Origin of the sequence: Pseudovibrio sp. Ad46 (assembly GCF_001623065.1) — a bacterium.
GTDB lineage: Bacteria > Pseudomonadota > Alphaproteobacteria > Rhizobiales > Stappiaceae > Pseudovibrio.
This window is the reverse complement of record NZ_LMCG01000041.1, coordinates 222,259-241,284: the sequence shown is the minus strand read 5'-3', so window position 1 is coordinate 241,284 and position 19,026 is coordinate 222,259. Positions and strand designations below refer to the sequence as shown.

The window sequence follows — 19,026 nt, the reverse complement described above, 5'->3', positions numbered from 1 at the left end:
ATGGCGTGGCTCACAAACTGGTTTATTCGAAACCCGGTCGCGGCGAACCTCATCATGGCGTTCATCTTGATTGTCGGGGTGTCCTCTCTCATGAACATCCGTATTGAGGGCTTTCCCAAGCTGCCTGCGGATACCGTGACAATCACGACCGAACTGCCCAACGGCTACACGGAGCAGGTTGATAAGCAAATCACCCGCAAGGTGGAAAAGGCGCTGGAAGGCCTGAGCGGCGTCAAAAACATCAGCTCAATTTCACAACCGGGTTCGTCTGTTGTCTCCGTTCAAAAGACAAGCGACACCAAACTATCCACCTTGCTGGATGACATTCGCTTGAAAATTGATGGCATTTACAATCTGCCGAAGAAAGCGGAACGGCCTGTCATTGAAAAACAGAGCATGGATATGCCAGCCATGTTTGTGCAGGTCTACGGAGATGCGGATTTCAAAACCCTACAGCGCATCGCTCGTCAACTGCGCAACAAGCTGCTGGCCAGCCCAGAAGTTTCTCGCCTCAAACAATGGGGTTTGCAGACCGAACAGATCAAGATCGGTTTAGAGCCATATACGCTGGAACGTCTGAACCTGACCCCTGAGCAGGTCATGAACCGTATCCGCGAGTCTTCTCTTTACTATCAGGGCGGAACGCTGAAGACCGAAGGCGGCTATATCTCTTTGCGCGCAGATACTCAGGCCTATTATAAAGCCGATTTTGAGCGCATTCCGATCATTGAGTGGGAAGACGGCACCACAACCACTCTTGGCGATATTGCCAAGGTGGAAGACGCCTTTGCTGACATTGATATGGAAGCACGCTTCAACGGCAAAGAGTCCGTTGGATTGGAAGTGCTGATTGGTCGCAAAGACAACCTTATTCATGTCTCAGAGGATGTGCAGGCCATCATAGCTGACTTCCGCACAACTCTGCCGACTGGTGTACAGGTGGGGATTTGGGGCAACTCCAGTGATTACATCGAGGATCGCCTGAGCCTGCTCAGCTCCAACGCGTTTCAGGGTCTGGCTCTGGTGGTGTTGATTCTGTCGCTGTTCCTCAACATCAAGCTGGCCTTCTGGGTCGCGATGGGCATTCCAATCTCTCTGGCTGGTGCGTTTGCTGTGGCGACAACTGGTTGGGTCGATTATTCACTCAACGACATCACAACCTTCGGCCTCATCATCGCACTTGGTATTCTCGTTGATGATGCCGTGGTGGTTGGTGAAAGCGTCTTTGAGCAGCGCAAACGCTATGCGGACCCGCGCAAAGGTACGGCGGCAGGCGTACATAAAGTGGCCGTTGCGACGATATTTGGCGTGCTGACAACCACGGCGGCATTCTTCCCGATGCTGCTGATGAACAGTGAGCTGGGTAAGATCCTCGGCAGCTTCTCAGGCATTGTTATTCTGGCTCTGTTGTTCTCCCTTTTCGAGAGCAAGTTCATTCTGCCCGCTCACCTCGCTTACATCTCTTTGGAGGAGAAGAAGCAGAACATCTTCTCGCGAGGCTGGGGTAAGGTGCAGGGTGTGGCTCGTGGCAGCTTGTTCTGGTTCCGCGACACCATCTATTTCCCGGTGCTTAGATGGGCCATCCGGCAACGTTATGCGGTTCTGGTTGGCTTCATTTCTGTGGCAGTGCTCGTGTTCGGCCTGATGTGGAAGGGCAAAATCCATTCTGTCTTCTTTCCGGAGATTCCCGGTCAGTACATTGTGGTGAACATGGAGATGGATCCACGCGCACCGTTCGATCTGACACAGAACAACATCTCCACGATTGAAAACATCGCAAATGCTGTTGACCGGCAATATGCCGAGCAGCAGCCGGACGTGGGCGGTGTGTTCCAAAACATCTTCCGCATCGTATCCGACAGCACAAATGCCACCATTTATGCTGAGCTGCGCCCGTTGGACGAGCGCGGGGATGCAAAGACAAGTGACATTTTGCGCGACTGGCAGGACCGCACCGGTACTTTGGAAGGTGTTTCCAAACTCACCTTCTCGGGCTTTGAAGAGATCGGTGGTGGGTTCAAGATCCGTTTGTTCGGTGAAAACTCTGAGCAGTTGCAGCTGGCAAGTGAAGAGCTCATGGCAGAGCTTGGCAAGCGAGCTGGCGTCAGCAACCTGCGCGACACGTTCAAAGCCGGCCAGCCAGAACTTCGCCTGACACTGAAACCGGAAGCACGTCATCTCGGTTTCACACCAGAGCGGCTGGCAAGTCAGGTGGCGCACCAGTTTGGTGGCGGGGAAGCACAGCGCATCCAACGTGGCGATTCAGAGGTTCGCGTGATTGTTCGCAACACGCTGGATGCACGTGATGCCATTGAGGACCTGTTGCAGTCCCGTCTGCGCGGGGCCAACGACAACTGGGTCACGCTGCAATCAGTTGCCAACATCGAAGCGCGTTATGTGCCCGGATACGTGCACCGCAGAAACGGCGATCAGGTCGCCACAATCGAAGCTGACATCAATAAACAGATCGTTGCTCCTGCTGAGCTGGGTCAGGATATCTTCACCTCCGTTGTGCCCCAACTACAACAGAAGTATCCCGGTGTTAAAATCAAGCAGGGTGGCGAGCTGGAGGAAATGGGTGAAGTTAAGGGCAATATGAACCGCGCCCTTCTCATCACCTGTTTCCTCATCTTTGTTCTATTGGCGATCCCGCTGAAGTCCTACTTCAAGCCGTTGATCATCATGTCCGTGGTTCCGTTTGGAGTGGTCGGTGCAATCCTCGGCCATGCCATCATGGGCATCCCGTTCAGCATGATGTCGATCTTCGGCTTGCTGGCTTTGATCGGCGTGATCGTCAATGACTCTCTCGTCATGGTCACGCACTACCTTCACCTGCGTGAGGACGGTGTAGACCATATTGAAGCAACGGAGCGTAGCGGCGTGGATCGCTTCCAGGCGATCTTCCTGACAACAGCAACAACGGTCGCCGGCTTGATGCCGCTCATGAGCGAAACTTCCGAGCAGGCCATGTACCTGATACCAGCAGCCGTCTCTCTGGCATACGGGGAGATTTTCGGGACACTTATTACTTTAATCCTGATTCCAGTACTGGTCGCAATTGCGGAAGATATTCGCGTCTTTCTCTTCGGCAAACGCGATAAGGCATTGGAATATGCGCAAATGGAGCGAAAAGAGGCCCTGGAAGCGGAGGAAAAACACGCGATTTCAGAAAAATCCCCAGAGAATGACAAAGATACAAAACCTGAGGGTTTTCCTCTAGAAAGGCCTAAACGGACCTTACGACACGGCCTCCCCTTGCGGAGGCCGTTTGTTGTTGAGGACTGCCCTAACGAAATCTGCTAGTTAACCCACTGTGAATCCGCAGAATTCCAGCATTAAATATATATAAGAAATCACTTAAGTATTGAATTTCGTAATATTAGAATATTCTAATATAAATTATATATTAGAAATGCAGCATGCACTTATATATTGCGGAATATCAAAGAGAAAAAATCTACTAATCCGGAATTGATTGCACTCAATTTGTGCTTTTTACATTTACTCTAGGTTCCTGCGCGTACGAGCGGGCACGTATAACGTTACGGTGTCTGCTCCAATCAAATAGCTGCAAGAGGCGGCTGTTAGTACGGAGTACGCACATGGCTGGCTTAAGCCAAAATACCCAGACCACCACTCCAGCAGTGAGCAAAGGCCGCGAGAGAGTAGCATTCCTGTTTCTGGCAGTTGTTCTTGCGCCAGTTCTGATGACTGCAGCTGTTGGCGGATACGGCTTCCTTATCTGGATGTCGCAGATCCTGTTTGGCCCACCGTCCTTCTAAGAGGTAGTCGTGGCCAAATTATCCCGCAGAGCATTCTTTACCCGCTTAAGCGCTACCCCAGAGGTGGTGTCTCCGGTTCGTCCGCCTTGGACAACGGAACAGCGGATTGAAGACAAATGCATCGGCTGCTTTGAATGCGTCAAAGCCTGCCCGGAAGCTATTTTGTTCAGCGCGGATAATCGGCCTTACCTCAAAACCGGCGTTGGAGAATGCACGTTCTGCGAAGAGTGCGCAAAAGCGTGCCCAGAGGAAGGTCTGTTTGATCTGACTGTGGCACCCTGGAGGCTCACAGCAGAAATTCAGCAAGGGGCATGTCTGCTTGGAAAGGGCGTTTCCTGCCAGACCTGTACCGACAGCTGCGATCCAAGAGCCCTCCGGTTCGATATGCGTGTCGCACCTACAGGAAAGATTCAACTGGATGCAGACCAATGCAATGGCTGCGGAGCTTGTCTCATTTCCTGCCCCGTAGATGCGATCGTCATGAACGACCAGAGCCGAGAAAGTTTAGCAAATGCGTAATGCAACAACCGTAGAGCGCGAAGAAGAAGCCGGTGTCTGGCACATTTCAAGTGTGCTGCTCCAGGCCGATCCTGCCAAGCGAGAGCAGATATGCGCTGCGATTGAACAGATACATTCTGCTGAAATTACAGAAGTATCTGACTCTACAAAGATAATTGTGACGCTGGAAACACCGAGCGAACGCGACCTCGCGAACGCATTGAGTGACATGCAGCAGTTAGATGGCGTGGTTACTGCTTCGCTCATCTTCCACCAAACCGACACCACCGACCTCAATTCAATTGTGATTTCTGATCAGGGTGACATGCAACCCGAGGGGACTTGCTCATGATTAAACTAACAAGACGCGCTGTCATTAAGGCGCAGGCTGTTGCAGCGGCAACTGCCGCAGCCGGGGCAAGCCTTCCGGCGCAAGCAGCAAACATTGTAACGGATGCAAGCAAAACAGACCTGAAATGGTCCAAAGCTGCTTGCCGCTTCTGCGGTACCGGTTGTTCCATCATGGTTGCGACCAAGAATGACCGCGTTGTTGCAACACATGGTGATGCTCAGAGCCCGGTTAATCGCGGCCTGAACTGTGTGAAAGGTTACTTCCTTTCCAAGATCATGTACGGCAAAGACCGTCTTGAGCAGCCACTGCTGCGTAAAACCGATGGCAAGTACGACAAAGAAGGCGAGTTCGAGCCAGTATCCTGGGACGAAGCTTTCGACATCATGGCTGTTAAAGCAAAAGAAGCCATGAAGAAGAACGGCCCTTACGCGGTTGGCATGTTCGGCTCAGGCCAGTGGACGGTTTGGGAAGGCTATGCAGCTTCTAAGCTTTGGAAAGCTGGCTTCCGCTCCAACACCATTGACCCGAACGCACGTCACTGCATGGCTTCTGCTGTAGGCGCATTCATGCGTACCTTCGGTATCGATGAGCCAATGGGTTGTTATGACGATTTTGAGAACGCAGACGCATTCGTGCTCTGGGGTTCCAACATGGCTGAGATGCATCCGGTTCTGTGGACCCGTCTGACTGACCGCCGTCTGTCTAACCCGGATGTTAAAGTTGCTGTTCTTTCTACATACCAGCACCGCAGCTTTGACCTTGCTGACATCCCAATGGTCTTCACTCCACAGACCGATCTTGTGATTGCGAACTTTATCGCAAACTACATCATCGAGAACGAAGCCGTAGACATGGACTTCGTTAGCAAGCACACCAACTTCCGCCTTGGCAATCAGGACATCGGTTACGGCCTGCGCCCTGAGCATCCACTGCAGCAAGCAGCTAAAAACGCTGACAAAGCTGGTGGTTCTAAGGAAATCAGCTTCGAAGAGTATGCAGAATTCGTTAAGCCATACACTCTCGAATACGCTGAGAAGATGTCTGGTGTTCCTGCAAACCGTCTGCTGGAGCTGGCAAAGCTTTACGCTGATCCAGACAAAAAGGTTATGTCCCTTTGGACCATGGGTGCGAACCAGCATACCCGCGGCGTTTGGGTCAACCAGATGTTCTACAACATCCACCTTCTCACCGGCAAAATCTCCAAGCCAGGCTGTGGTCCGTTCTCACTAACCGGTCAGCCATCCGCTTGTGGTACAGCACGTGAAGTTGGTACCTTCTCACACCGTCTGCCAGCAGACATGGTGGTGAAAAACCCAGCTCATCGTAAGTACGCTGAGAAAATCTGGAAGCTCCCAGACGGTACTATTCCGGCAAAGCCAGGTTATCACGCAGTTCAGCAGTCCCGTATGCTCAAAGACGGCAAGCTGAACTTCTACTGGACCCAGGTCACCAACAACATGCAGGCTGGTCCTAACGTTGTTGATGAGATCTACCCAGGCTGGAGAAATCCAGAGAACTTCGTGGTTGTTTCCGATCCGTACCCAACAGTATCCGCAATGGCTGCTGACCTCATTCTGCCAACCGCAATGTGGGTAGAAAAAGAAGGCGCTTACGGCAATGCTGAACGCCGTACTCAGTTCTGGCACCAGCTGGTTTCTGCTCCGGGCGAGGCAAAGTCTGACCTTTGGCAGACCGTTGAGTTCTCCAAGCGCTTCAAAGTTGAAGACGTATGGCCTGAAGAACTGATTGCAAAACAACCAGAAGTACGCGGCAAAACTCTGTTTGACATCCTCTTCGCAAACGGCAACGTCGACAAGTTCCCGCTTTCTGAAACCAGCGATGAATATAAGAACGACGAAGCAAACGACTTCGGCTTCTACATTCAAAAAGGTCTGTTCGAAGAATACGCTGCCTTTGGCCGTGACCATGGGCACGATCTGGCACCGTTCGAGCGTTACCACGAAGAACGCGGCCTGCGCTGGCCTGTTGTGAATGGCAAAGAAACCCAGTGGCGCTTCCGCGAAGGGTCTGACCCATACGTTGGCGAAGGCAAGGGCTACGAGTTTTACGGTCATAAAGACGGTAAGGCACGCATCTTCGCGCTTCCTTACGAGCCGCCAGCAGAAAGCCCGGATGAAGAGTATGATTTCTGGCTCTGTACAGGCCGTGTGATTGAGCACTGGCACACTGGCACTATGACCCAGCGCGTTCCTGAGCTGTACAAAGCTGTTCCAGATGCTCTGTGCTACATGCATCCTGATGATGCAAAAGCGAAGGGTCTGCGTCGTGGTTCTGAAGTGCGCGTTGTTTCCCGTCGCGGTGAAATCACAACACGCATCGAGACCCGTGGCCGTAACAAGCCGCCAAAAGGCCTCGTGTTCGTACCGTTCTTTGATGCAAGCCAGCTCATCAACAAGGTGACACTGGATGCAACAGATCCTCTTTCAAAACAGACCGACTATAAGAAGTGCGCGGTCAAGATCGTAGCCGTGTGAGGTACGCCATGAAACTTCTGAAACTCCTTGTAGCCAGCTTTATCGCTGTGTCTGTCTTTGGTGGAGCAAGCTCATTTGCTGCTGACACCATCTCCGAAATGCGCAACGCGGACATCCTGACTCAGGATGCCGCACCGCGGATCCCGAAAGTGGTGAACTCTGACGAACGTCAGGTGCGTAACTACCCTGAGCAGCCACCATTGATCCCTCACAAGATCGACGGCTACCAGATCGACAAGCGCCTGAACAAATGTATGACTTGTCACAGCCGTACGGCAATTGAAAAGTCTCAGGCACCAATGATCTCCATCACGCACTTTATGAACCGTGATAATCAGTTCCTGGCGTCTGTTTCCCCTCGCCGTTTCTTCTGCACCCAGTGTCATGTGCCTCAGACTGAAGCCAAGCCACTGGTTGAGAACACCTTCGTTGACGTTGATGACGTGCTCGAAGGTAAGGCCGGCAAGTAGGAGCACACCGTATGTTTTCAGCTATCAAACGGTTCTGGCAGGTTATCCGCAAACCTAGTGTCCATTACAGCCTCGGCTTTTTGACACTTGGCGGGTTCGTCGCTGGCATCATCTTCTGGGGTGGTTTCAACACCGCCCTGGAAGTCACCAACACAGAAGAATTCTGTATTGGGTGTCACGAAATGGAAAACACTGTCTATCAGGAACTCAAGACCACCATTCACTATACCAACCGGTCTGGTGTGCGTGCGACTTGCCCTGATTGTCACGTACCTCACAACTGGACCTCCAAGGTTGCCCGTAAGATTCAGGCATCCAAGGAAGTTTATGGCAAGATCTTCGGCACAATCAGCACACCGGAGAAATTCGAGGACAAGCGTCTTGAGCTGGCAAGCCACGAATGGGCTCGCTTTAAAGCCAACGACTCTCTTGAATGCCGTAACTGTCACAGTGAAGAATCCATGGACTTTACACGCCAGAGCCTGAGAGCTTCTGAGCAGCATGAGAAATTCCTCGTGACTGGTGAGAAGACCTGTATCGACTGCCACAAAGGCATCGCACACAAGCTACCTGATCTGAGCCTGCTGAAAGAGGGTCATTAAGAGTGAAGCTTGCTTGATTGGTTACGGTCAAATCTCGCAAATTCACTCAAGCAAAGACTTTAGAACTCAATGCGTGTTTGCAAGTGCGCGCGGCGAGTTCTAAGACCCATCACATGCTCAGACAAAAGAACCCCGCGGTTTGAAACCACGGGGTTTTTTCTTGTCCACATTTATTCCATAATTTTATCAATTAAAATTATATGAAATATACTCATGAGGAAAATTTCTGAAAAATGCCTCAGAGTCACCTCAATTCCCGCAATTTTGCGAGAGTTTACAAATATTAACCATTGCAAGTCTTGCCTGAAATTTTTTGAATATTTTCACCCTAGGGTTACTCCTAATTTCCTTAGGGAAGGTCTCCAGCCTTATACCAGTGCTTTTTAACACTCCGATAAAAACTGGGGGCCATATGCTCCTTAAAAATCGAGCGTATTAGAACACACCCCATCTGCAACCCATTGTTTTTGCGGAACTAATAAACTCGTCCTCAATTCAGGTGTACGTGCATGACGTTGCAGCTGAAAACTTTAGACCGGGCAAAGCACATACAAGCTTCGCCCCTCTGAAAGGACATAAAAAGATGAACGCTTTGAAGCTTTCTGCTGCAATCGTGGCCCTCGTTGCCGGCATGAGCACCGCTCAAGCTGCAAAAATCGATGTTTCTGATGGCACTGTGACAACGAATGACAAAACAATTACCGTAGATGCAGGAACAGATGCTGAAAGAACTGAGTTCCATCCTGGTCAATCTGGTAGAGCAACAGATATCACTGCAACCATAAGTGATATTGATGAATCAGATTTAAGCGGTACGCTCGCAACAAAGATCAATAATAAGGCAGATCAGAGCGCACTGAATGCTCAAGCAAAACGCATCACCAGTAACGATAGCGACATTTCACGTATCAAATCTGATATTGGTCACACCAATCGTCGCATATCTAACAACACTAGTCGGATCTACGCCAACGCTAGAGACATCGTAGGTAACAAGAGAAACATCCAAACTAATCGTGCCTTCATTGGTTCAAACGCACGCGGTATCCAATCTAATCGCGCATTCATCGGTTCGAACGCACGCAATATTCACATTAATCGGGCGTTCATCAGTTCAAACTCCCATCGTATCGATACCAACAAGCAGAATATTGCGACCAATACCGCCAATATCTCCACAAACGCCGCAAACATCTCTTCCAACACCTCCAGCATCGTCTCACTGGAACAGGATGTTGACGAGCTGCGCAGCGGTGTGGCGATGGCGGTGGCGATTGCCAATGCGCCGGTCCTTCAGGGTGGCAAAAACGGTATCTCCGTTTCCGGTGGTTTTGGACACTTCAAAGGCAAAGCTGCATCTGCTCTGAAAGTGGCGTTCCTGCCAACCGAGAACATGGCTGTTACAGCTTCTGTAGCCACAGACTTCAGCAACAACGTCACTGCTGGTGCTGGCCTGGGCTTCTCCTTCTAACAAGGATGTAGATCATGAAACCAATCTGGATCCTGCTGACAGCGGCAATGCTCTTTTTCTTTCAGGGTGTAAATGCGTACAGCACCACTGAGCCTTCCAATGAAGAGGATTGGTCAGTCAAATGCAGCAGTGACCTGTGTCAGGTCTACGCTGAAATCCGGCTTGAGAACGGTGCGCTGGTAAATTCCATCATGTTTCGCAAACTCGAAGCAGATGTGTATGCAGCTATTATCAAGCTGCCGCTCGGGATCCACATCCCCAGCGGTATCCAGATTGGCATTGATGATGATGCCTTGTTCGACGCCAAGCTGATCACCTGTCAGCCAGACGGGTGCGAGGCGGCGTTTAACGCCAACAAGACCATCGTCAACTTCCTCAAACGCGGCAAGGCCATGTCCATTGTAGTCACCAAGACCAATGACCGCAAAAAGCTGGCGCTGAACTACTCTCTGATCGGCTTCACCCGCAACTGGGAAGAGTTCACCAAACGCATGGCAGTCTTGCTGCCAGATGAGACAACCGGCTGATTTGCCCTGCCAAGACCCATGGTTGAAGCTTTAAGCTTTGGGGTCTATATTAAGGAAGATAGGAACGGGAGGCTCTCGCCCCCCATTCCCGTCGCTAGATGACTTTAATAAGAGCTCGGAAGAAGATGGTCAGTCGATTCCGGGCTCTTGTCATGCGCAGCTTAAACTTAAGCTTAATCGCAAGGTTCATCCAACATACCACCTCCTTACCAGGCCTTGCTACGATCGGAGTGCCTAACTCTCTCCGATTGCGCGGACTGACACGCGCTGCTGCTTTGCAAGGAAGTGGCAGATAGCAGCCTAACAAGCCCGCAAACACTGCGCGTCCCCGGATCATCTCCCGCACAAAACACCTAGCTTCATCTTTGGGTATCAGGTCTCGCAATCTCATGAGGCTTCCCGATAACTCGCGTGAAAAGCAGCCATCGCTTAACGCTTTGTTTTGTCTGTCAGACCATGAAGTTTGCCCCTGCTGTACAGCGTAAACTAGGATTACACAGAGCCATAACGCGCAGCAGCAGGGTGATGTCGTTGACAGACCACGTGAAGAAATCAGAGCACCTCTCAAACATCGCCGCCTTTTATTCCGGCAAGCTTGCGGACACGAAGGGCAGAAACACCTTCCAGCAAGCACTGGCTCCTGATTATGATGCGCAAGAGATACCCGAGCACTTGCTCGGGTCCAGTTTCGGCTGTGGTAATCCGCTGGCTTTCTCGCAGTTCAAAGAAGGGGAGACGGTGCTCGATCTTGGGTCCGGCGCGGGACTGGATCTTATCCTTGCCGCCGAGAAGACAGGTCCATCGGGTAAAGTCATCGGCATTGATGTCAGTGAGGATATGATTGCGCTGGCCAAACGCAATTGCGAGCAGCATGGCCTCCATAACATTGAACTCCATCAAGGTATTATTGAGCATCTGCCATTCCCGGATCAGTCCATGGACTGGGTCATCTCAAATTGCGTTATCAACCTGTCCGCCGACAAAGCTGCGGTGTTTTCTGAGATCAACCGCGTGCTCAAGCCGGGCGGCAAACTTGTGATCTCAGACATGCTGGCGGAGGACTTACCGGACTGGCTGCATATGCATCAGGATCTTCTGTCCGCCTGTATCTCTGGCGCGGTCTCAGAAGCAGCTTATTTGGAGTACGCAGGAAACAGCGGTCTCACTGCGCTGACAGTTCTGGATCGGATGACTTATGAGGACGCCGTTCTGAAACAGCTCATCAAAGACGAGCTACCCGTTGCATTGGATGAACTGGCCAAACAACTTGGGCTTTCAACAGATGTAATGCTGGACAAGGCTGTCACCGAACTCTCAGGTAAAGTGAAGGCCATCAAGCTCTATGGCGAAAAGCCTGCGTTAGGCTGAGGTGAGAATCTTAAGCCCTTCTTCGGCCCAGCAAAACATAATAGCCAACACCCAGCCCCATGAGGGCCAAAGCAATCAACGCAGCCATAAGATCATACGCAAAGCACGAAGTAAGTGCCAAAAGCGAAAGAGCGAGCGTTACATACGCCGTTTTTTGCCCACCCGGCGCACGATAAGGCCGGTGCAACTCGGCATAATCTCGCTTCAGCAAAATATAACTCACACTTTGCAGCGCGTAGGAGAGCGTCGCACCGATCACTGCAATGTTGATCATTAACTCTCCTTTGCCCGTCAGCGAGCAGAGGAATCCAATCACACCGGGAATAATCAGTGCCCAGTGTGGCACTTTTCGTGAGCTGATCGCGGACATGAACCGGGGCAAATATCCTTCCCTCGACATGGCAAAGACCAGGCGGCTGTATCCAAAAATGATAGAGAAGAACGAAGCAATCAGTCCTGTAAGCCCGATCAGATTGACGATTGCGGCCAGAACGGAGTCTTCGCCGAACACATGATCAAGCGCATCTACCAGTGGCGCGCCGTAATCTCCCACTTCCACAGCGGTCGCAGCACCGGGAATAAACACAACAATAAGCAGCCCATTGGCCAGCAGAAACAACATGGCCCCAATGATACCGCGCGGCAGATCAACCGCAGGGTTCTTGGCCTCCTCCGCTGCAAGAGGCACACCTTCCACCGCCAGAAACAGCCACATGGCAAACGGAAGGGCTGCCCAGACTGAAACTTCATCGAATGCCAGCAGGGTTTGCTGATCAGAGCTGAAATGAGCAGAGGCCGCCAGATTGGCAAAGCTGAAATGCGGCACCAGCGCCACCAATGTCACCACAATCGCCAGCACAGCAAAAGCAGTCACAACCAGCATAAAACGCAGGGCTTCACCAGCGCCGAGCAGGTGCACACCGATGAAGACCACGTAAAACACCGCATACACCAAGGGGCCATTGATACCCCAAAGCGCTTCAAGATACTGTCCAATGAAGATCACAATCGCGGCTGGCGCAATGGAATATTCCAGCAAAACCGAAAGCGCCGTCGCAAAGCCGCCTGTATCTCCCATCACCTTCCGTGAGATCCGGTATCCCCCAGCGGCACTCGGCAATGCGGCAGACATCTCTGCAAGGCACAGAACAAGGCAGAAATACATCAGCCCCATCAATGCCACTGCGATGACCATGCCGAACCAGTTCGTCACCGCGAACCCGTAGTTCCACCCGGCAAAGCTGCCTGAGATCACATAGGAAACCCCAAGCGTTGCCAGCAAAAACCAGCCTGCGGCTCCCTTTTGAAGCTGTGATTTTTCATCGTGTGCCATTGCAATTGATGCCCATGAACGGAGCGAAAGCCTGGAGTAAGCCACTAGCTTACTACTCCTGCCCCAACACCCAACACCCGCTATTTCTCTCGGACTGCCCCTAAGCATCAGTTGGCGTAATGTTGACCCTCTCGCCTTTTCTGCATTAATTCCCATTCACGGGAATCTATTAAAACGAGCAGCCTGATCATTGGCGAGGATGCTCAGGCTCAGCTAGGTTTTTGGGATGACCTTTGCATTGGGAGGAGCGAAGCTCACTTAATCCTAGCGATTGTCAAATGGGTTTTGACTTGAAATGTCAGTTGACCCTCGCGATTAGCATGAGGCTGCAAAAGGGCTTTAAGTTCATTGTGAAAGTCTTGGCGGCGCGCGCCCAGCTTTACCAGCGCGAAAGTATCGCGCGAATGCTGGCACAAGATAAAGTCCTCAACGGTTTGCCGGAAAGGCTGCGAAACATACTCTTTGGTTTCAAGGATATTGATATAGTCCAAATGTTTGGTTTGGGTCGCCCGCCATTTGTTAGAGTTTACCTCTTCACCTGTGATTGTAGACACCCATTTTGCCAAAAATTGTTGCCACTCATCATGCCACGGCGGCTGAAACGCTGCATCGCCCTGAATGATTGCAAGAATATGATTTTCACTTAAGTGCTTTGCAAGTTTAGGGAACAGCCTGCTTGGTTCCATCCAGTGGATGCTTGACGCAAAGGTGACTGTGTCAAACTTACCCGTCAAAGGCGCCCTTTCGGCTGTCGCTTTCACCCACTCAAGGTTGTCTGTCCTACCGTTTTCCAAGGACCGACCCAATTTTATCATATTAGCGGAAGGGTCTACGGCGCAAACCTGATCAAAGACTTTCGTCATTGGTCTGGCAATTTTGCCCTCGCCGCAACCCAAATCCAATAAGCGGTGTGTTGCGGAAGACCGATCAATGATGCACTCGTAAATTTGGTGAGCGTAAGGAGGGCGGCGCGGGTAGAAACCGGCAACTTCAGGTGCTTTGAATGTGGTCCCGGCAATGTCGGACAATGGAATTTCTCCGAAAAAGGCGCACCATCCCTAGCCTCGTTACCAAGAGAGAGCTGGTATGCTTTAAGTGTATGATTATACTCAATTGCCCTGCGCCGCTTGAGTGGTTCGATTTGAAGGTTAGTGCATAGTTGGCTTTTGGTCCACAGGCACGCTGCTCCTGCGAATGCCTGTGAGCTGATGAATGGCGGCAAGTAGGAGAGCTGGATCATCTCGTTGCTAACTACACCCCCGAACATAAAAACCCCGTGGAGGGGATCCACGGGGTCTCTTAGCTCTGCCTGATAAGGGGGGTGAATCAGGCAGGCGCCTGAGCGGTTTGGCGGGTGCAGACGGAGGCGAGCTCCTCTTGGGCCTGATATTGAGAGAGGAACACTTTGCCCGTCAGCTCATCAAGGAAGTGCGAGCGTTGCAGGCGGTCCATTACCGGGCCTTTCACCTCTGAAAGGTGCAGCGTGATGCCTGCGTCTTGTAACCGGTGATTGATGGCTTCCAGAGATTCCAGAGCACTCAGATCCACTTCATTCACCGCAGAGCATTGCAGCACCACATGCTTGAGGCATTCATCATCCACCGCACGGTCGTAGATGTAATCTTCCAGAAAACGCGCGTTGGCGAAGTAGAGGCTTTCATCAATGCGGATGGTCAGCAGTTCTGGCGTTGTCAGCACTTCATGCCGGTTGATATTGCGGAAATGCTCGGTCCCCGGCACCAGCCCAACCTCTGCAATGTGAGGCCGGGAGGTCTTGTAGAGGTAAAGCCCAATGGAAAGGATCACGCCTGCAGAAACACCGGTTTCAACACCAAAGCCGAGGGTCAGCAAAATGGTGGCAGCCACGGCTGAGAAGTCAGACTTGGAGTAGCTCCAGCTGTGCTTGAGAATGCTGAAATCCACCAGTGACAACACAGCCACGATGATGGTTGCGGCCAATGTGGCCTTGGGCAGGAAGAAGATGAGCGGTGTGAGGGAAACAGCAGCAATCGCCAGACCAACTGCCGTATAGGCCCCGGCAGCAGGGGTTTCAGCACCCGCATCAAAGTTGACCACGGAACGGGCAAACCCACCCGTTACAGGATAACCACCTGTGAAAGCCGCCCCAAGGTTGGCGGCGCCCAGACCAATCAGCTCCTGATCAGGATCGATACGCTGACGCTTTTTGGCAGCCAGCGTTTGCGCCACGGAAACGGATTCCACAAAACCAATGATGGAGATCAGCAGCGCAGGTATAACCAGTGCGCCGATCAACTCACTGGAGAAGCTTGGCATGCTAAGGGGCGGTAGGCTTTGCGGCACAGCGCCGACGATCTTTACTCCGGCTTGATCCAAACTGAAAGTCCACGCCACAGCTGTCGTCGCCACCACGGCGGCGACCGGTCCAGCCTTGGTCAAAACATCTGCAAGGCGTGGCTTCAGGCCCATGTTCAGCAGCATCGGTTTCATGCCCTTGCGCACCCAGAATAGGAACAAGGTGGCCGAGACACCAATCAGGATCGTCGCCAGATTGGCTTCGCCCAGATGCTCCCAGATGGAAAAGATAATCTCCACCAGCGTATGCCCTTTCGCGTCCACACCCAGAATATGTTTGAGCTGGCTGCTGGCGATCAAAACACCTGAGGCCGTGATGAAACCGGCGATCACAGGGTGGGAGAGGAAGTTGGCAAGGAAGCCGAGTTTGAACACGCCCATCAGCAGCAAAATACCGCCGGACAGCATGGCAAGGGTCAGCGCAGCAATGGCATAACCTGCTGTGCCACTGTCTGCGATCTGGCCAATCGCGGCTGCCGTCATGAGCGAAACAACAGCAACCGGGCCAACGGCCAGCGCACGGCTGGTGCCGAAGATGGCGTACAAAATAATCGGTAGAATTGACGCATAAAGCCCGGCTTCCGGCGGTAGGCCAGCAAGCAAAGCATAAGCAAGAGACTGCGGGATCAGCATGATCGTCACAATCACCGCTGCAATCATGTCATTAGAAAAACTGTCTTTATTATAGTTTCTGCCCCAAGTTAAAACGGGCAAATATCGCCGAAAGGCCGAGGAGAACATGGGTCTGCCTTCAAAGTGCATAGATTAATCCGGGGAAGCAGCTCCCCCGGACACATGATAGTAATTCAGCAAAGGCCGCAATGCTTATTTTAGCTTGCGCTAACCTTCTCAGGCTTGATCATCCATTCCTTGCCGCGCAGCATTGCCCACCAGTAAACCGGAGGCAGGATCTGCTCTTTCAGGATCCACGCCGCGCGGGTTGGCTTGGTGCCATCCAGCAGCCATGTGGGGAAGCTTGGCAGCAAGGTTCCGCCATACCCGAACTCAGCCAGTACAATTTTGCCGCGCTCCACGGTGAGCGGGCAGGAGCCATAGCCGTTGTACATCGCTGGTTGTGAGCGACCTTCGATGTCTGCAACGAGGTTTTCAGCAACGATTGGTGCTTGCATGCGAGCTGCAGCAGCTGTTTTTGCATTGGGTGCGTTCATCACATCACCCAGCGACCAGATGTTGCTGTGCGTTTTGTGGCGCAGTGTTATCTGATCCACATCCACCCATCCGGCAGCATCCGCCAGTGGCGAGACGCGGATGAAGTCCGGTGCAGATTGCGGTGGGCACACGTGGATCATGTCGAAATCAACTTCCACCCGCTCAACTGGCGTGTCCGGCTTGGCCACGTCAAACCAGGCCTTCTTCGCAGGACCATCAATGGCGACCAGATTGTTGAAGAAGTTGAGGTCTGCGTTGTACAGGTTGATGTACTTCTCCAGCGCAGGCACATACTCCTTCACGCCAAACAGCACGCCACCCGCATTGTGGAACTGAATGTCGATGTTCTTCAGCACGCCTTGCTTGCGCCAGTAATCACCGGAAAGGTAAAGCGCTTTTTGCGGTGCTCCGGCGCATTTGATTGGCATCGGCGGCTGGGTGAAGAGCGCACGGCCCTCTTTCGTGTTGCTCACCAGTTGCCACGTGTAGGGTGCCAGATCGTAACGATAGTTGGAGGTCACGCCGTGCTTACCAAGCGTCGAGACCAGCCCGTCCACCTTGTGCCAGTCCAGCTTCAGACCGGGGCACACCACAAGGCGGTCGTATTTCACGACGCGGCAACCATCCAGAATGACCGCATTGTCTTGCGGTTCAAACGCGGCCACCGCGGATTTGAGCCAGTGCACGCCTCGTGGAATCAGAGAGCCCATGGTTTTAGCGGTCTGGGAGGCATTGAAGATGCCACCGCCAACCATTGTCCAACCCGGCTGATAGTAATGAATATCAGCAGGATCAATGACAGCGATCTCAAGATCGCTCTTTCGGGATTTCAAACTCGCCGCGACAGCGATACCCGCAGCCCCTCCGCCAACAATCACCACATCAAACGAGGCATCTGCACGGTCCGTTGGGGTTTTGCCACCATTGGCAATGCGGCGCACAACGCCTGCCATGTCATAGCCAGCGGACTTAGTGGCTGCCAGAATGTCGGCCACAGTCAGCGTTTCAGCCTGGCTGAGAGACCACAGCGTGGCACAGCGCGTGCCAGTGCGGCAGTAAGCCAGAACAGGGCGCGGAATTTCGTTCATGGCCTTGCCAAAGGCCTCGGCGTCTTCGTCAGACACCTTACCGGAAATAACCGGCAGATAGCGTGTTTCCAGACCCAGCTTTTTCGCAGCCGCTTCAATCTCGTCAAACACTGGCTGGTCTGCACCTTCCCCGTCCGGACGGTTGCAAACAATACTGCGGAAGCCCAGGTCCGCGATCTTCTGAACGTCTTGTGCAGTAATCTGCGGACAGACAGAAAGTGATGAGCTGATACTCTTAATATCCATGATGTTTCCCCTCCTCACATCATCAGATCAAAGTGCGTTGACTGGCACTTTGAGCATTGGAACGCCGTCCTCATCGGTCGGCACTGCACCTGCACGCATGTTCACCTGCAAAGACGGAATGATCAGCTTTGGTACGTCCAGCTGCGCATCACGCTCGGTGCGGAATTTGATGAAATCTTCGCGGGAGTGGCCTTTACCAACGTGGATGTTGTGTTCTTTCTCCGCACCCACTGAGGTCTCCCACTCAATGTCGCGGCCATTCGGGCCGTAGTCGTGGCACATGAACAGGCGCATCTCATCGGGCAACGACAGTACCTTCTGAATGCTGTCATAAAGCGTTGCGGCATCCCCGCCCGGGAAGTCCGCACGAGCAGAACCGCCATCCGGCATAAACAGGGTATCGCCCGCAAACGTCGCATTGCCCACAACGTGAACCATGCAAGCGGGAGTATGACCCGGTGTGTGAATGGCAAACGCAGTCATGGTGCCGATCTGATAGCTGTCCCCGTCCTTGAACAGCTTGTCAAACTGGCTTCCGTCGCGCTGGAATTCAGTTCCTTCGTTGAACACCTTGCCGAATGTGTCCTGAACCACGGTGATGTTCTCACCAATGCCGATCTTGCCGCCCAGCTTCTCCTGAATATACGGAGCAGCAGAGAGGTGGTCGGCATGAACATGGGTCTCAATCAGCCATTCAACCGCCAGGCCATTGTCCTGCACGTATTTGATGATCTCATCCGCATTGTCATAGGTGATGCGACCTGCTGCATAGTTGATGTCCATAACGGAATCGACGATGGCAACAGAAGATGAGGCAGGATCTTTCACCACATAGCTAATTGTATTGGTGCCGGGGTCAAAAAAGGCCCTGACTTCAGGCTCGACAGCCATGTTCACGGGGTAGTTCGTCATAACTTCCTCAATAAGTTAACGCGTGCGCAGTGGCGGTCGATGGTACGTGCACTTGTTTGTTTTCGTGTTCGACCGCCTGCACAGCCGCCTAAGCATTTCTTATTATATTTTTTTGTCGGAAATCAGTTTGTGATCTCCGGAAACATGCTTAAACGCGGCAGGTTTTAATTCCAAAAATGGAGTAGAACGGGCAAATCCGCACGGCGGAAACCAGCAGCATTACAATGCCAACAATGATTGCGCCATAAAAGAAAAGTGGCTGCATAAACAAAGAAATGTTGGTAGACAACGGCAGTGCAATCAGCACAACACCGACAATAAAACGAAGAATGCGATCAATAGTTCCAACGTTAGCCATCATAGTCTCGTCCTCCAGGT

General features: G+C 52.3%; 16 protein-coding genes. 10 read left to right on the top strand and 6 right to left on the bottom strand.

Annotated elements, in window-relative coordinates:
• The 10 genes from PsAD46_RS10310 to PsAD46_RS10260 all read left to right on the top strand — a co-directional run bounded on the left by PsAD46_RS10310 (position 1) and on the right by PsAD46_RS10260 (position 11,565).
• Positions 1-3,303, top strand: a complete 3,303-nt coding sequence (locus PsAD46_RS10310; protein ID WP_208981764.1) for an efflux RND transporter permease subunit — start codon at positions 1-3, stop codon at positions 3,301-3,303.
• 299 nt (positions 3,304-3,602) lie between these two features.
• The gene (gene napE / locus PsAD46_RS10305) at positions 3,603-3,782 is read left to right on the top strand and encodes a periplasmic nitrate reductase, NapE protein (RefSeq protein ID WP_057462105.1); all 180 of its coding nucleotides are present in this window, start codon (positions 3,603-3,605) and stop codon (positions 3,780-3,782) included.
• A gap of 9 nt (positions 3,783-3,791) precedes the next feature.
• Entirely contained in the window at positions 3,792-4,301 is a 510-nt protein-coding gene (locus tag PsAD46_RS10300) for a ferredoxin-type protein NapF (RefSeq protein WP_057462106.1), read from the top strand.
• A complete protein-coding gene (locus PsAD46_RS10295) occupies positions 4,294-4,632 on the top strand; it encodes a chaperone NapD (RefSeq protein WP_057462107.1) in 339 nt (112 codons plus the stop codon). The genes PsAD46_RS10300 and PsAD46_RS10295 overlap by 8 nt, the downstream gene beginning before the upstream one ends.
• Positions 4,623-7,127 carry a nitrate reductase catalytic subunit NapA gene (napA, locus tag PsAD46_RS10290; protein WP_208981763.1) on the top strand — a complete coding sequence of 835 codons (2,505 nt, stop codon included), beginning with the start codon at positions 4,623-4,625 and terminating at the stop codon, positions 7,125-7,127. Before PsAD46_RS10295 ends, napA begins: the two co-directional genes overlap by 10 nt.
• 8 nt (positions 7,128-7,135) lie before the next feature.
• Complete coding sequence (locus PsAD46_RS10285) at positions 7,136-7,597, top strand: nitrate reductase cytochrome c-type subunit (protein ID WP_063292969.1); 462 nt, start codon at positions 7,136-7,138, stop codon at positions 7,595-7,597.
• Positions 7,598-7,608: 11 nt separating this feature from the next.
• Positions 7,609-8,199, top strand: coding sequence for a cytochrome c3 family protein (locus PsAD46_RS10280; protein WP_063292970.1), 591 nt, complete (start codon positions 7,609-7,611; stop codon positions 8,197-8,199).
• Between the two features lie 583 nt (positions 8,200-8,782).
• The gene (locus tag PsAD46_RS10275) at positions 8,783-9,670 is read left to right on the top strand and encodes a YadA C-terminal domain-containing protein (protein WP_063287989.1); all 888 of its coding nucleotides are present in this window, start codon (positions 8,783-8,785) and stop codon (positions 9,668-9,670) included.
• 14 nt (positions 9,671-9,684) lie between these two features.
• A complete protein-coding gene (locus PsAD46_RS10270; RefSeq protein WP_082596641.1) occupies positions 9,685-10,197 on the top strand; it encodes an invasion associated locus B family protein in 513 nt (170 codons plus the stop codon).
• Positions 10,198-10,722: 525 nt separating this feature from the next.
• Positions 10,723-11,565 (top strand): methyltransferase domain-containing protein, encoded by an 843-nt coding sequence (locus tag PsAD46_RS10260; protein ID WP_208981762.1) that lies wholly within the window; start codon positions 10,723-10,725, stop codon positions 11,563-11,565.
• A 10-nt stretch (positions 11,566-11,575) separates the two neighbouring features.
• On the opposite strand, the gene eat is transcribed toward PsAD46_RS10260, so the two are convergent.
• From eat to PsAD46_RS10225, 6 genes are all read right to left on the bottom strand, one after another.
• Entirely contained in the window at positions 11,576-12,943 is a 1,368-nt protein-coding gene (gene eat / locus PsAD46_RS10255) for an ethanolamine permease (protein WP_208981761.1), read from the bottom strand.
• Between the two features lie 209 nt (positions 12,944-13,152).
• Positions 13,153-13,926, bottom strand: a complete 774-nt coding sequence (locus tag PsAD46_RS10250; protein WP_193776932.1) for a class I SAM-dependent methyltransferase — start codon at positions 13,924-13,926, stop codon at positions 13,153-13,155.
• A gap of 298 nt (positions 13,927-14,224) precedes the next feature.
• Positions 14,225-15,973, bottom strand: a complete 1,749-nt coding sequence (gene sulP / locus PsAD46_RS10240; RefSeq protein ID WP_063306760.1) for a sulfate permease — start codon at positions 15,971-15,973, stop codon at positions 14,225-14,227.
• An 89-nt stretch (positions 15,974-16,062) separates the two neighbouring features.
• On the bottom strand, positions 16,063-17,736 hold the full coding sequence (locus PsAD46_RS10235; RefSeq protein ID WP_063306759.1) for a bifunctional protein tyrosine phosphatase family protein/NAD(P)/FAD-dependent oxidoreductase: 1,674 nt from the start codon (positions 17,734-17,736) through the stop codon (positions 16,063-16,065).
• Between the two features lie 27 nt (positions 17,737-17,763).
• A complete protein-coding gene (locus tag PsAD46_RS10230; protein WP_057462117.1) occupies positions 17,764-18,648 on the bottom strand; it encodes an MBL fold metallo-hydrolase in 885 nt (294 codons plus the stop codon).
• Positions 18,649-18,796: 148 nt separating this feature from the next.
• Complete coding sequence (locus PsAD46_RS10225) at positions 18,797-19,009, bottom strand: DUF2892 domain-containing protein (protein WP_057462118.1); 213 nt, start codon at positions 19,007-19,009, stop codon at positions 18,797-18,799.
• Positions 19,010-19,026 lie beyond the last annotated feature (17 nt).

Coding starts and splice junctions, on each gene's coding strand:
- PsAD46_RS10310 (WP_208981764.1), top strand. CDS start 1: ATGGCGTGGCTCACAAACTGGTTTATTCGAAACCCGGTCGCGGCGAAC.
- napE (WP_057462105.1), top strand. CDS start 3,603: ATGGCTGGCTTAAGCCAAAATACCCAGACCACCACTCCAGCAGTGAGC.
- PsAD46_RS10295 (WP_057462107.1), top strand. CDS start 4,294: ATGCGTAATGCAACAACCGTAGAGCGCGAAGAAGAAGCCGGTGTCTGG.
- PsAD46_RS10285 (WP_063292969.1), top strand. CDS start 7,136: ATGAAACTTCTGAAACTCCTTGTAGCCAGCTTTATCGCTGTGTCTGTC.
- PsAD46_RS10280 (WP_063292970.1), top strand. CDS start 7,609: ATGTTTTCAGCTATCAAACGGTTCTGGCAGGTTATCCGCAAACCTAGT.
- PsAD46_RS10275 (WP_063287989.1), top strand. CDS start 8,783: ATGAACGCTTTGAAGCTTTCTGCTGCAATCGTGGCCCTCGTTGCCGGC.
- PsAD46_RS10270 (WP_082596641.1), top strand. CDS start 9,685: ATGAAACCAATCTGGATCCTGCTGACAGCGGCAATGCTCTTTTTCTTT.
- PsAD46_RS10260 (WP_208981762.1), top strand. CDS start 10,723: ATGTCGTTGACAGACCACGTGAAGAAATCAGAGCACCTCTCAAACATC.
- sulP (WP_063306760.1), bottom strand. CDS start 15,973: ATGTTCTCCTCGGCCTTTCGGCGATATTTGCCCGTTTTAACTTGGGGC.
- PsAD46_RS10235 (WP_063306759.1), bottom strand. CDS start 17,736: ATGGATATTAAGAGTATCAGCTCATCACTTTCTGTCTGTCCGCAGATT.
- PsAD46_RS10230 (WP_057462117.1), bottom strand. CDS start 18,648: ATGACGAACTACCCCGTGAACATGGCTGTCGAGCCTGAAGTCAGGGCC.
- PsAD46_RS10225 (WP_057462118.1), bottom strand. CDS start 19,009: ATGATGGCTAACGTTGGAACTATTGATCGCATTCTTCGTTTTATTGTC.